Annotated in this window: 11 protein-coding genes; 8 read left to right on the forward strand and 3 right to left on the reverse strand. The window is 72.1% G+C overall.

Annotated elements, in window-relative coordinates:
* Nucleotides 1–104: 104 nt before the first annotated feature.
* Complete coding sequence (locus ACFXKG_RS34420) at nt 105–1,133, reverse strand: LacI family DNA-binding transcriptional regulator (RefSeq protein ID WP_382897980.1); 1,029 nt, start codon at nt 1,131–1,133, stop codon at nt 105–107.
* A gap of 271 nt (nt 1,134–1,404) precedes the next feature.
* On the opposite strand from ACFXKG_RS34420, the gene ACFXKG_RS34425 reads away from it, so the two are divergent.
* From ACFXKG_RS34425 to ACFXKG_RS34450, 6 genes are all read left to right on the forward strand, one after another.
* Nucleotides 1,405–2,712, forward strand: a complete 1,308-nt coding sequence (locus tag ACFXKG_RS34425) for an ABC transporter substrate-binding protein (RefSeq protein ID WP_384847323.1) — start codon at nt 1,405–1,407, stop codon at nt 2,710–2,712.
* 282 nt (nt 2,713–2,994) lie between these two features.
* Nucleotides 2,995–4,008, forward strand: a complete 1,014-nt coding sequence (locus tag ACFXKG_RS34430; RefSeq protein ID WP_384847325.1) for a carbohydrate ABC transporter permease — start codon at nt 2,995–2,997, stop codon at nt 4,006–4,008.
* Nucleotides 4,009–4,027: 19 nt separating this feature from the next.
* A complete protein-coding gene (locus tag ACFXKG_RS34435; protein WP_384847327.1) occupies nt 4,028–4,954 on the forward strand; it encodes a carbohydrate ABC transporter permease in 927 nt (308 codons plus the stop codon).
* A gap of 119 nt (nt 4,955–5,073) precedes the next feature.
* Nucleotides 5,074–6,522 (forward strand): GH1 family beta-glucosidase, encoded by a 1,449-nt coding sequence (locus tag ACFXKG_RS34440; RefSeq protein WP_384847329.1) that lies wholly within the window; start codon nt 5,074–5,076, stop codon nt 6,520–6,522.
* Nucleotides 6,523–6,712: 190 nt separating this feature from the next.
* Complete coding sequence (gene mptB, locus ACFXKG_RS34445; protein ID WP_384847331.1) at nt 6,713–8,155, forward strand: polyprenol phosphomannose-dependent alpha 1,6 mannosyltransferase MptB; 1,443 nt, start codon at nt 6,713–6,715, stop codon at nt 8,153–8,155.
* Nucleotides 8,152–9,471 carry a glycosyltransferase 87 family protein gene (locus ACFXKG_RS34450; protein ID WP_384847333.1) on the forward strand — a complete coding sequence of 440 codons (1,320 nt, stop codon included), beginning with the start codon at nt 8,152–8,154 and terminating at the stop codon, nt 9,469–9,471. The genes mptB and ACFXKG_RS34450 overlap by 4 nt, the downstream gene beginning before the upstream one ends.
* Here ACFXKG_RS34450 and ACFXKG_RS34455 read toward each other — a convergent pair.
* Entirely contained in the window at nt 9,383–10,621 is a 1,239-nt protein-coding gene (locus tag ACFXKG_RS34455; protein ID WP_384847335.1) for a PP2C family protein-serine/threonine phosphatase, read from the reverse strand. The two genes, ACFXKG_RS34450 and ACFXKG_RS34455, sit on opposite strands and share 89 nt — an antisense overlap.
* Nucleotides 10,622–10,817: 196 nt before the next feature.
* Between ACFXKG_RS34455 and ACFXKG_RS34460 the strand changes: the two genes are divergently transcribed.
* Complete coding sequence (locus ACFXKG_RS34460) at nt 10,818–11,600, forward strand: DUF4232 domain-containing protein (protein ID WP_384847337.1); 783 nt, start codon at nt 10,818–10,820, stop codon at nt 11,598–11,600.
* 56 nt (nt 11,601–11,656) lie between these two features.
* Here the strand turns inward: ACFXKG_RS34460 and ACFXKG_RS34465 are convergent, their stop codons facing one another.
* Nucleotides 11,657–12,223, reverse strand: coding sequence for a TetR/AcrR family transcriptional regulator (locus tag ACFXKG_RS34465; protein WP_384847339.1), 567 nt, complete (start codon nt 12,221–12,223; stop codon nt 11,657–11,659).
* An 87-nt stretch (nt 12,224–12,310) separates the two neighbouring features.
* Here ACFXKG_RS34465 and ACFXKG_RS34470 point away from each other — a divergent pair, with 87 nt between their 5' ends.
* Nucleotides 12,311–12,772 carry a nuclear transport factor 2 family protein gene (locus ACFXKG_RS34470; RefSeq protein WP_384847341.1) on the forward strand — a complete coding sequence of 154 codons (462 nt, stop codon included), beginning with the start codon at nt 12,311–12,313 and terminating at the stop codon, nt 12,770–12,772.
* The last annotated feature ends 14 nt before the right edge of the window (nt 12,773–12,786 follow it).

The following is a 12,786-nucleotide window of genomic DNA, read 5'->3' on the forward strand; positions in this document are numbered from 1 at the left end:
TCGTCCCCGGTCCTGCGGCGGATCGCGTTGCGCCCGGGACCGGGGACGAGGCCCCGGCGTGTCGCACTTCGCGCGTGACACGCCCGCGACACGCCGGCGGTGTGTCAGGCGCTCTCCCGGTGGACGAGTGTCGTCGGCAGCACAAGCTGTCGCCGGGGCCGGGCGGGGTCCCTGATCTCATCGAGCAGCAGCCGGGTGATGGTCCGCCCGATCTCCTCGGACGGCTGATCGACGCTGGTCAGCGGCGGTACGGTGTGGCGCGCGACCATCGAGTCGTCGAAGCCGATGACCGCCACGTCCTCCGGGACACGCCGGCCCCGCGCCCGCAGCTCGGTCAGCGCGCCCGCCGCCATCACGTCCGACGCGGCGAACACCGCGTCGAGGTCCGGCCGCCGTTCGAGGAGTTCCCGCATCGCGGCCCGGCCGCCCTCCTCGGTGAAGTCCCCGAGGGCCACCAGCGACTCGTCCGGCTCCGCGCCCCGTTCGAGATGGGCGTCGCGCCAGCCCTGGAGCCGGCCGTCGCCGACGTCCATGTCGAGCGGCCCGGTGATCGTGGCCACGGCGGTACGCCCCCGGCCGAGGAGATGGCGTACGGCCTGCGCCGCCCCGCCGGCGTTGTCGGAGCGTACATGGCTCAGCGGCTCCGCGGCCGAACGGCGCCCGGCCAGCACGGTCGGTATCTGCAGCTTCTCCAGGAACTCCGGCAGCGCGTCGTCCCGGTGGACCGAGACCAGCAGCACCCCGTCCACCCGGTGCGCCTCCACGAACCGGGTCAGCCGGTCCCGCTCACGCGGGTCGCGTACCAGGATCAGCAGCAACTGCATGTCGGTGTCGGCGAGTTCCGTACTCACCCCGCGGATGACCGCGGAGAAGTAGGGCTCCGAGGCGAGCCGGCTCTCCGACTCGGGGATCACCAGCGCGATGCTGTCGGTCCTGCTGGTGACCAGCGAGCGCGCGGCCGGGTTCGGCACGTAGTTGAGCTCCGCGATCGCCGCCTCGACAGCCGTCCTGGCGCGGGCGCTCACGCCCGGCGCGCCGTTCACGACCCGCGAGACCGTACCGCGCCCCACCCCCGCGAGCTGGGCCACGGCTTCAAGAGTTGGCCTCCGGCCTGGTGGTTTACGGCTGCTCATCACGTCTCCTGACTCTCGCCCCTGGTCGGCGCCGGGGGCGCTCACCAGGAGATTGTGCGGGCCGCCGGTCAATTGGCCAACGGGCGGCCGGTGTTCGGACACATTCGCGCAACGGAACCGACTTCGACTCTTGACACGGGACCGTGTTCACCGAGAGTCTTCCACAACCCGCTGGGAGCGCTCCCATTCTTATCAGGAGCGGGGTCTCCCATCCAGTCGACCGTGAGCCGCGGCAGCGCCCGCCTGCGCGCCGCTGCCAGGAGGAATCCACATGGGCACTGCCCGCAGACGCTTCGGTTCCACCCTCGCATCCGTCACCTCGGTTGCGCTGTCCCTCGTTCTCGTCGCCGGCTGCTCGGGCGGCTCGGAGACGGACAAGGCGCGTACGAAGGACGGCAAGACCGTCATCAGCCTCGGCCTGTTCGGGGTCATGGGGTTCAAGGAGACCGATCTCCTCGACCGCTACATGAAGGAGAATCCGGACATCCTGATCGAGGCGGATGTGACCGGTGACGAGCAGACCTACTACACCGCGCTGCAGACCCACCTCGCCGCGGGCAGCGGCCTCAAGGACATCCAGGGCATAGAGATCGGCCGGGCCAAGGAGCTGGTGGACACCCAGGCCGACAAGTTCGCCGACCTCTCCAAGACCGCGGGCCTCGATCACTTCCTGCCGTGGAAGTCGAGCCAGGTCACCACCGGCGACGGCAAGCTGCTGGGGCTCGGCACAGACATCGGCCCGATGGCCGTCTGTTACCGCAAGGACTTCTTCGAGCAGGCCGGACTGCCCACCGACCGCGAGGAGGTGGCCAAGCTGTGGGCGGGGGACTGGTCCAAGTACGTCGAGACGGGGCGGCAGTTCAAGGCGAAGTCCAAGAACGGCAAGGTCGCGTACATGGACAGCTCCAGCGGGCTGTTCAACGCGATGATCTACGGCGACGAGAAGCAGTTCTACGACAAGGACGGCAAACTGATCTACAAGGACAACCCGGTTGTCAAGGACGCCTGGACCCTGGCGACGGACGCCTCCCAGGCCGGACTGACCGCCAAGCTCCGCCAGTTCCAGCCCGGCTGGGACCCGGGTCTGTCCAACAGCACCTTCGCCACCACCGTCTGCCCGGCCTGGATGCTCGGCCACATCAGTGAGAAGGCCGGCCCGGCCAACAAGGGCAAGTGGGACGTGGCCAAGGCCCCGAAGGGCGCCAACTGGGGTGGTTCGTTCCTCGGTGTGATGGAGAAGAGCCCGGTCAAGGAGGAGGCCCAGAAGCTCGTGGCCTGGCTGACCGCGCCCGAGCAGCAGGCGTACATCTTCGAGAAGCTCGGCAACGTCCCGTCGTCGAAGACGGCGCTCGGCATGCCCGAAGTCTCCTCGGGAACCTCCCCCTACTTCAGCGACGCGCCGATCGGCCAGATCTTCGGGGCGGCGGCGAAGGAGATCCCGGACGAGCAGATCCTCGGCCGCAAGGACGGCAGCATCAAGGACACCTTCTCGGCGGGGATCCAGCTCGTCGAGCAGGGCAAGAAGCCGGACGAGGCGTGGAAGACCACGGACGAGCGCATCGAGAAGCTGGCACGTTGACGTCCGCTCACCTGTCCACACGCTCACCTGTCCTTACGCCCGCCTGTCCTTAGCCCGCATGCCGCGGGCCCGTCCGCACCACGGCCCCGGCCGCGGTGACGTCCCGGCCGCGGTGACGTCCCGGCCGCGGTGACCGCCCCGGCCGCGTCGCCGCTACCGGGGCGGGGCGGCGACCGCGGACCCCGTCCGACCCTGTGGCCCGCCCGGCGGCCGGTGTGTGCCCGTCACCACCGCCGCCGGACCGGGCCCGCCCCACCGATCACTCCACGGAAGGAAGCCCGCGTGGCCACCTCCACCCCGGCAGCCCCCACGGGCGGGCAGCCGCACCCCGCGTCAGCCGGTCCCCCGACGAAGGGCGGCGCAGGCGGGGAGGCGCCCCGGCAGACGCGGCGCAACCTCCTGCACCGCCTGGACCTCAAGGCGGTGCCGTACGGCTTCATCGCCCCGTTCTTCCTGATCTTCGGCGCCTTCGGGCTCTACCCGCTGCTGTATACCTTCTGGATCTCCCTGCACCGCGTCGAACTCTCCTCGATGGACACCATGGAGTGGCGGGGGCTCGCCAACTTCACGGAGCTGCTGGAGGACGACCGGTTCTGGAACGCGCTGACCAACACCTTCACCATCGGGGTCATTTCCACCGTCCCGCAGCTGCTGATGGCCCTCGGACTCGCGCATCTGCTCAACTACCACCTCCGCGGCTCGGCGTTCTTCCGGGTCGCCGTCCTGACCCCGTACGCGACGTCCATCGGCGCCGCCGCGCTCGTCTTCACCATGCTCTTCGAGCGCGACTTCGGGATGATCAACTGGGGGCTCGGGCTGCTCGGCATCGACAACGTCGACTGGGAGGCCCAGAAATGGCCCGCGCAGCTCGCCATCTCCACCATCGTGATCTGGCGCTGGACCGGCTACAACGCCCTGCTCTACCTCGCCTCCATGCAGGCCATTCCGAAGGACCTGTACGAGGCCGCCGCGATCGACGGCGCCTCGCGCTGGCAGCAGTTCCGTACGGTCACCATCCCGGGCATCAGCGCGACGATCATCTTCACCATCGTGCTCTCCACGATCGGCGCGACCCAGCTCTTCGGTGAGCCGCTGATCTTCGGGCAGGGGCCCAACGGCATCAGCGGCGGCGCCGACAACCAGTACCAGACGCTGGGCCTGCTGCTCTACGAAGAGGGCTGGAAGAACTACCAGATGGGGCGGGCGTCGGCCATCGCCTGGGCGATGTTCCTCATCCTCATCCTCGTCTTCGTCCTCCAGCGCGTCATCGCCCGCGTCACGTCCCGTAAGTCCTGACCAGGGAGCCAGCACCCCCATGACCACCGACATCGCACAGGTCCGGGCGGGCGTACGCGACCGGACCGCCTCTCCGGAGGCCCCCGTCCGGCGCCGGTTCGGCCGGATCCTGCGGCCGGGCGCCGGGCGCCAGCACCACGCGGGACCCCTCGCGTACATCCTGCTCGGATTCGCCGCGCTGGTCTCCCTCTTCCCGCTGTACTGGACGATGGTGGCCGCGTCGACGGACAACACCCGGGTCTCCCAGACCCCGCCGCCGTTCCTGCCGGGCCCCAACCTCTTCAAGAACCTCGGGACGGCGTGGACGGACGCCGCGATGGGCCGGGCGATGGTCAACAGCCTGATCGTCGCCGGGGTGATCGCCCTCTCGACCGTCTTCTTCGCCACCCTGGCCGGCTTCGCCTTCGCCAAGCTCCGCTTCAAGGGCCGCAACATCCTGCTGATGCTGGTCATCGGCACGATGATGGTGCCACCGCAGCTCGGCGTCGTACCGCTGTTCATGATGATGGCCGACCTCGGCTGGGGGCAGCAGCTCCCGTCCGTCATCTTCCCGACCCTGGTCAGCGCCGTCGGGGTGTTCTTCATGCGCCAGTACCTGAAGGAAGCCCTGCCCGACGAACTCATCGAGGCGGGGCGCCTCGACGGCGCGCACTCGCTGCGGATCTTCTGGTCCATCGTCCTGCCGATCGCCCGCCCCCCGATGGCCGTCCTGTTCATGATCACTTTCGTGCACGCCTGGAACGACTTCTTCTGGCCCTTCATCGCGCTGGACATGACCAACCCGACCGTGCCGGTCGCCCTCACCCAGCTCAGCGCGGGCTACGTCCGCGACCAGTCGGTGATCATGGCCGGCGCGCTGCTCGGCACCCTCCCGCTGCTGGCGATGTTCGTCGTCTTCGGCCGCCAGATCGTCAGCGGCATCATGCAGGGCGCCGTCAAGGGCTGACGCGCCGTCAAGGTCTGACGCGCTGCCAAGTGACGCGCTGTGAAGAGCCGGCGCGCCATCACCTCCCCCCTTCAGCCATCCGACGCACCACACCGTTCGATCTCTGCGGAAGGACCCTTGTGGCCACCTCAGCACCTCTCACCGGGCGAGCCCTGGACCCTGCGGCACCCCTGAGCTTCCCGCCCGACTTCCTCTGGGGAACCGCGACCGCCGCCTACCAGATCGAAGGCGCCGTCCACGAGGACGGCCGTACCCCCTCCATCTGGGACGTCTACTCCCGCACGCCGGGCAGGGTACGCAACGGCGACACCGGGGACATCGCCACCGACCACTACCACCGCTGGCCCGAGGACATCGAGATCATGTCCGCCCTCGGGGTCGGCGCGTACCGCTTCTCCGTCTCCTGGCCGCGGGTCCAACCCACCGGCAGCGGCCCCGCGTCGCAGAAGGGGCTCGACTTCTACCGGCGGCTCACCGACGCGCTGCTCGCCAAGGGCATCGAGCCCGTCGTCACGCTCTACCACTGGGACCTGCCCCAGCACCTGGAGGACGCGGGCGGCTGGCCCGAGCGGGACACCGCGTTCCGCTTCGCCGAGTACGCGGGCCTCGTCGCCGACGCGCTCGGCGACCGGGTGAAGACCTGGACCACCCTCAACGAGCCCTGGTGCAGCGCGTTCCTCGGCTACGGCTCCGGGGTCCACGCCCCCGGCCGTACCGACCCGGCCGCCGCGCTGCGCGCCGCGCACCACCTCAACCTCGGCCACGGCCTCGCCGTCGAGGCGCTGCGCGAGCGGCTGCCGGCCGGCGCCCAGGTCTCCGTCACCCTCAATCTCCACCACGTACGGCCGCTCACCGGGAGCCCGGCCGACCGTGACGCCGCCCGCCGGATCGACGGCACCGCCAACCGGATCTTCACCGGCCCGATGCTGCACGGCGCCTACCCCGCCGATGTCTTCGAGGACACGTCGTCCGTCACCGACTGGTCGTTCGTCCGGGACGGCGACACGGCGCTGATCCACCGGCCGCTCGACTTCCTGGGCGTCAACTACTACTCGCCCACGCTCGTCTCCCACCACGACGGACCGCCCGTCCACGGCGCCGACGGGCACGGTGCGAGCGAGCACAGCCCCTGGCCGGGTGCCGACCACGTCGCCTTCCACCAGACCCCGGGCGACCGGACCGCCATGGGCTGGACCATCGACCCGAGCGGGCTGTACGAACTCCTCCTGCGGGTACGGGACGACCACCCCGGGCTGCCCGTGATGATCACCGAGAACGGCTCGGCCTTCGACGACTACGCGGGCCCCGAGGGCGAGGTCCGCGACCCGGAACGGATCGCCTACCTCCACGACCACCTCACCGCGGTCCACCGGGCCATCGAGGCGGGCGCGGACATCCGCGGCTACTTCCTCTGGTCGCTGCTCGACAACTTCGAGTGGGGGTACGGCTACAGCAAGCGCTTCGGCGCGGTGTACGTGGACTACGCCACCCAGCGGCGCATCCCCAAGTCCAGCGCGCACTGGTACGCGAAGCTCACGCGCGACGGGACGCTGCCGCCGCGCGACTGACGGCGGGGCGCGCGGGGCGCGGCTCCGGAGCCGGGGTGCGGCTCCGGAGCCCGGTGTTCCGGAGCCCGGTGTTACGGCGCTCCGGGGGCCGGTGCGGGGGTGTACGGCTTCAGGTGGTGGCCAGCCGGCTGCCACCGGGGCGTGACGGCGGCGTCAACTGCCGGCCATCCCCTCCTGCGAGCCTCCACGGATGCTCGCCCTGAACGCCGATGTGAACCCGGACCGGTGCCGGATCGTGGGGCTCGTGGGAGCCGTCGCGCTGACCGCCGGCGGACTGACCGCGGGCGCCCTGCCGGTCCGCGACACCCCGTTGCCCACCTCCGGCCGGGGCGCGCTGGGCCTGCTGTGCGCCTATTTCGGGCTCGTCCTGCTCATCGCGGCCTGGTGGTGGCTGGGCCGCGCGGTGCGCTCCCCGCGTCCGCCCGCGCCCCGGGAACTGCTGACCACCCTCGCGGTCTGGGCGGCGCCCCTGCTCCTCGGGCCGCCGCTGTTTAGCCGCGACGTGTACAGCTATCTCGCGCAGGGGGCCATGGTCGACGCCCGGCTCGACGTCTACACCCACGGGCCCGCGCTGCTGGGCGGTCCGCTCGCCGCCGAGGTCGCGCCCGTCTGGCAGCACACCCCGGCGCCGTACGGACCGGTCTTCCTGGCCGTCGCCGCCCGGGCCGCCGATCTCGTCCCGGCCGGACTCGCCCCCACCGGCGTCCCCGCCGACGTCCTCGGCATGCGGCTCGTCGCGCTGCTCGGCGTCGTGCTGATGGCTCTCTTCCTGCCGCTGCTCGCCGACCGCTGCGGGGTCCCGCGCCCCGCCGCGCTCTGGCTCGGCGCGCTCAACCCGCTCGTTCTGCTGCACCTGGTCGCCGGAGCCCACAACGACGCCCTGATGCTCGGGCTCCTCGGCGCGGGGCTGGTCGCCGCGCTCGGGGGTATGCCCCTGCGGGCGGCCGTTCTCGTCACCCTCGCCGCCCTCGTCAAGGCACCCGCCGCGCTCGGGCTGCTCGCGGTCGCCGCCCTGTGGTCCGGCCATGTGTCCGGCCGCGCCCGTGGCCTCCGGGCAGCCGCGCTGACCTGCGCCGTCGCGCTGGCCACCACCGGGCTGGTGACGGCCGTGACCGGTACCGGATACGGCTGGCTCGCCACCCTCTCCACCCCCGTGTCACCCGGCAACTGGTCCCTCACCAGCGGTCTCGGCCGGCTCAGCGGGGCGCTGCTCGACGCGGCGGGCACCGGCCTCGGAGACCTGGCCGTACCGGTGTGGCGCTGGTGCGGACTGGCGGCCACCGCCGTCGCCGTCGCGGTGCTGTGGCTGCGCCGCGCCCGCCTCGGACCGGTGTACGCGCTGGCGCTGAGCCTGCTCGCGGTCTTCGTGCTCGGGCCGGCGTTCCGCCCCTGGTACGCGCTGTGGGGGCTCTTCCTGATCGCCGCCGCCGCGCCCGACGGCAGGGTCCGGCGCTGGGCCGCGGCCGGCAGCGCTGTCCTCGCCCTGGCCCTGCTGCCCAGCGGCTCCCCGCCGGACGGGATGCAGCTGACGCTCGCGGTGGGCGGCGGGGCGCTCGCCCTGCTCGCCCTGTGGTGGATGTTCGAGATGTCGGACCCGGCGACGCTGCCGTCCCGTACCCGGACCGCGTCATGAGCGGAGGACTCGCGCGCCGCGCCGTCGCGACCCCCGCCCGCCGGGTGGTCACCGCGGGCTGCCTGGTGGTGGCCACCGCCGTCTTCCTCGCGACCGTACCGCTGCACCGGGACTTCTTCGACGTCGCCGTCTACTACGGCACCGTCGACGACTGGGTCCACGGCGGCCGGATCTACGACTACCTCAAACCCGGCACCCGGTACGGCTTCACCTATCCGCCGTTCGCCGCGGTCTCGATGGCGCCGATGGCCCTGGTCCCGTGGCCCGTGGCGGTCGCGATCAGCATCGTGCTGAGCGCCGTGGCCTCGGCGCTGCTGCTGTACTGGCTGGCCGTCCCGGTCGTCCGGCGCGCGCTCGCGGGGAGGGGCGGCCACGAGTGGTTCGTGCTCACCGTCGTCGGCTGCCTCTTCGCGCTGTTCGAACCCGTCCGTGACACCTTCAGCTTCGGTCAGGTCAACCTCGTGCTGGTGGCGCTCGTCCTCGCCGACGCGCGGCTGCTCGCCACCGGGCGCGGCCGATACGCGGGTGTCTGCGTCGGCCTGGCCACCGCCGTCAAGCTCACGCCCGGACTCTTCATCGGCTACCTGCTGATCACCGGCCGCCGGCGCCAGGCCGCGACCGCGACCGCCACGGCGGGCGGCGCCACCCTGCTCGCCGCCCTCGTCGACCCCGCCGCCTCCCGGGCCTTCTGGACCGACGCCCTGTGGCGGACCGACCGCGTCGGCGAGCTCGGCTATGTCTCCAACCAGTCGCTCCAGGGCGTCCTGGCCCGCCTCCAGCCCGACCACCCGAGCCGCGCGCTCTGGGCGCTGTGCGTCCTCGCGGTGCTCGCCGTCTGGGCGTACCGCGCCCGCGCGGCCGTGCGGGACGGCGACGACCGCGCCGGATTCGCCCTGACCGGCCTCGCGGCCTGCCTGGTCTCCCCGGTGACCTGGGTGCACCACCTCGTCTGGCTGATCCCCGCGCTGATCGTCCTGGCGGACGCGGCGGTCTCCGGTGCGGACGGCGGGCGCCGCGCCCTGCGGGCCGTGTGCGTCGGCACCTATGTGGTGCTGTGCAGCAGTGTCGTCTGGCTGTGGCGGTGGGACTCGACCGGCCCGGACGCCTTCCTCGGCGCCAACACCTATGTCTGGATCACGCTCGGGCTGCTGCTGTTCCTGCCACCGCGCCGTCGGCACCCCCGGGCCGTCGTGGGCGTCGTCGGCCCCGCCGGCCCCGACGGCGTCGTCACGAACGCGGTGGGCGCCACTCGATCAGCAGCAGGGTGGCGTCGTCGCGGAGCTGATTGCCCTGGCGGTCCAGGATCGAGTGGATGATCCGGCGCAGCGCCTCCGATGCCAGCTCCCCGGCGTCGGCGCCCCGGATGATGGAGTCGGTGAACCGCCCGAGCCCGAACTGGTCGCCGCCGTCGATCCGGGCCTCCGTCACCCCGTCCGTGTAGAGCAGCACCCGGTCGCCCGGTTCGAGCACGGTCTCGTACGACACGCGCGGGGCGGTGGCGAACTGGGAGGGGAGCCCCATCGGCGGCTGGGCGGGCCGCTCCAGCGCCCCCTTCAGGACCTGGCGGCCACGGATGAGCAGCGGGGGCGGATGGCCGCAGTTGCACCAGCGGAAGACGCCCTCCGCCAGGTCGAGTTGGGTGACGATACCGGTGCAGTACTGCTCGGGCAGCCACCGCCCGAGCGCCTGGTCGATGGTGTCGACGAGCTGCGGCAGCTCGGCCCCCGCGCGGCGGGCGTTGCGGCACCCCGCCATCGCCACGGTGGTGGTCAGCCCCGAGGCCAGGTTGTGGCCCATGGCGTCGAAGATCACGGCATGCAGGGTGGACGGGGTCAGCGCGTGGTCGAAGGCGTCACCGCCGATGTGGTACGCGGGCTCCAGCACCGCCGTCGAGACCGCGCGGTCGCAGCCGATGGTGCGCGGGGGCAGCAGGGCGCGCAGCATCTCCGCGGGCAGGTCCATGACTTCGGTCCTGGCGTGGCGCGCGTAACTGTCGCTGTACGCGCGTTTCGAAGTGATCGCCATGGCGAGTACGGAGGCGAGCATGCGGCAGCGGCGCAGCCGGGCGCTGTCGAGCGCGTCCGTACGGATACCGAGGAGGCCGAGCCGCTCCGCCCCGTCGACCAACGGCAGCCAGGCCATGAGCCCGCCCTGTCGGCACTCCTCGATCCGCAGATCGAGCCAGCGGTAGGCGGAGCCCGCGACGGAGGTGTCCACCTCGATGGCGGGCGGACCGTCGGTGAGCGGCACCAGGTGGCGCTGCTGGATGTCGACGAGATAGATGACGATCCGTTCCAGGCCGATCGCGGTGGCGCACCGGTTCACCAGGGCGGGCAGCTCCATCGGGGCGGCGGTGTGGGCCTCCGCGAGGAGTTCTTCGAGCAGCCGCTCACCGGGGCCCGGTCCGGCGAGCGGCGCGGGACCGGGCGTCGCCGCAGGACCGGCCGCCGGGGTTTCGCCCGCCATCGGCGACCACCTCCTCCCCCGAGTCTCACACCCCTGCCGCGGTTCCGCCCGGCCTGACCGGGGCACACGGTGCGGGCAGGGCCCCGCATCCGCCCCGGAGCGAGAACGCGCCGTATTTCCCTGGACTTCCGGGTATATGTGCGATGGGTGCGTTTGTGGCGGGTATACGCACGATGCGAAAGGACAGGTGGAGCACATGTCCGATCACTTCCAGACCTCCGGGGCGGTGCCGCGGTGGCCTCGACGGCCCCGGCGCGCGAGCGCGGCACCTCCCGGGCGGCGGCGCGGGGCATGGCGCACGGCCACCCTGGCGGCGAGCGTGTCGCTGCTCGCCCTCGCCACGGCCGCCTGCGGCAGCGGCGGGGGCGCCTCCAGCGGTCCCGAGGCGTCCGCCCCGGCGGCCACCTCGGCCGGCACGGCTGCGGGGAGCGGGACGGCGGGGGACACCACGGGAGGAAGCGGCACGTCGAGCGCGCCGCCCTCGTCCTCCGCACCGGCCGCCTCGGCCCCGCCCGTGTCGTCCGCGTCAGGGACGTCGCCGGGGGAGCCCGGCGACGGGGGACAGGCGGTCACCACGGCGTCGCGCTGCACGGCGGCGCGCCTCGGCCTGAGCCTGAGCGCCCCGAACCCCGGCGCGGGCCAGATCTACTACGACCTGCGGCTCATCAACAAGGGGCCGGGCTCCTGCACGCTGCGGGGCTTCCCGGGCGTGTCGCTCCTCGCGGGCGACGGCGCCCCCATCGGCCGGCCGGCCACCCGCGAGGGCGGCACGCTCCCCGCCGTGACCCTGGCGCCCGGTGCCGCCGCGCACATCACGCTGCACACCCTGAACAAGGGCATCAAGGGCTCGTCCTGCTGGCCCCGGCCCAGTCTGCTCCAGATATACCCGCCGGACTCGAAGGACGCGATGACCCTGGCCACCTCCCGGCCCGTGGTCTGCGGCGACACCTTCACGGTGAGCGCGGTCGCCGCGAGCTAGGGTCTCTGGGTTTCCGTCGTCCGGATCGCCGGGACGGCTCCGCGGTGGCCGGGGGGTCACGCTGTCCCGAGCAGCTGCGCGACGGCCGCGCGGGCATGGCGGGCCGGGGCCGGGTCGCCGCTGATCGCGGCGGCCACGATGGCCCCCTCGGCGAGCAGGAAGGCCGGCTCGGCCACCGGGACCCCGGTGGCGTGGACCCACGTCGCGATCTGGCGGTGGAACGCCTGCTTGTGCGCCCTGACTTCGGCCAGCACCGCCTCGGACGACGCGCCGAACTCGCCGAAGGCGTTGACCCAGGCGCAGCCGCGGAAACCGGGCTGCGCGAACCACTCGGCGAGCCAGTCGAAGACCGCGAGCACGCGCTCGCGGGGATCCGTGACCTGTTCCACGTGGGCGGCGAGGTCGCCCCTCCACCGGCGGTCGCGGCGTCGGAGCATCGCCACGACGAGATCCTCCTTCGTCGCGAAGAACCGGTAGATCCGCTTCAGCGGCAGACCGGAGGCAGCGCGGATCTCATCCATTCCCACTGCCCGGACGCCTCGCTCGTAGAAGAGCCTCTCCGCCGCGTCGAGCAGTGTCTCGCGGTCGAGGCGGTTCCGCTCCTCGGTGATCGGGGCCGGCATCCGGGGCTCCTTGACGTCGAGAACGATCGTTCCCTACCTTGTTCCCTGTCGGTAGAGAATATACGTTCTCAACGCGAGGAGGCCGCAGTGCCGGAAGAGCGCCCGCCCTGCCCACCGTTCACCCGGGAGACCGCCCTGCGGAAGGTCCAGGCCGCCGAGGACGCGTGGAACACCCGTGATCCGCACCGGGTGGCACTGGCCTACACGCCGGACTCGGTCTGGCGGAACCGGGACACGTTCGTCAGCGGCCGCGAGGAGATCGTCGCGTTCCTGACGCGGAAGTGGGAGCGCGAACAGGACTACGCGCTGCGCAAGAGCCTCTGGGCGTTCGACGGGAACCGGATCGCCGTCCGCTTCCAGTACGAGTGGCACGACGGGGAAGGCCGGTGGTGGCGCAGTTACGGCAACGAACTGTGGGAGTTCGACGAGCACGGCCTCATGCGGCGCCGCGAGGCGAGCATCAACGACGTCGCCATCACCGAGGCCGACCGGCGTATCCACGGTCCTCGCCCCGCGGCCGAACACGGGACCGACCTCCCGCTTCAGTAGGGGCTCGTCACCTC

Source organism: Streptomyces sp. NPDC059255, from assembly GCF_042752355.1.
Lineage (GTDB): Bacteria > Actinomycetota > Actinomycetes > Streptomycetales > Streptomycetaceae > Streptomyces.

Excerpts from the sequence above, each read along its gene's own strand:
- ACFXKG_RS34420 (WP_382897980.1), bottom strand. The coding sequence starts at position 1,133 with ATGAGCAGCCGTAAACCACCAGGCCGGAGGCCAACTCTTGAAGCCGTG.
- ACFXKG_RS34425 (WP_384847323.1), top strand. The coding sequence starts at position 1,405 with ATGGGCACTGCCCGCAGACGCTTCGGTTCCACCCTCGCATCCGTCACC.
- ACFXKG_RS34435 (WP_384847327.1), top strand. The coding sequence starts at position 4,028 with ATGACCACCGACATCGCACAGGTCCGGGCGGGCGTACGCGACCGGACC.
- mptB (WP_384847331.1), top strand. The coding sequence starts at position 6,713 with ATGCTCGCCCTGAACGCCGATGTGAACCCGGACCGGTGCCGGATCGTG.
- ACFXKG_RS34450 (WP_384847333.1), top strand. The coding sequence starts at position 8,152 with ATGAGCGGAGGACTCGCGCGCCGCGCCGTCGCGACCCCCGCCCGCCGG.
- ACFXKG_RS34455 (WP_384847335.1), bottom strand. The coding sequence starts at position 10,621 with ATGGCGGGCGAAACCCCGGCGGCCGGTCCTGCGGCGACGCCCGGTCCC.
- ACFXKG_RS34460 (WP_384847337.1), top strand. The coding sequence starts at position 10,818 with ATGTCCGATCACTTCCAGACCTCCGGGGCGGTGCCGCGGTGGCCTCGA.
- ACFXKG_RS34465 (WP_384847339.1), bottom strand. The coding sequence starts at position 12,223 with ATGCCGGCCCCGATCACCGAGGAGCGGAACCGCCTCGACCGCGAGACA.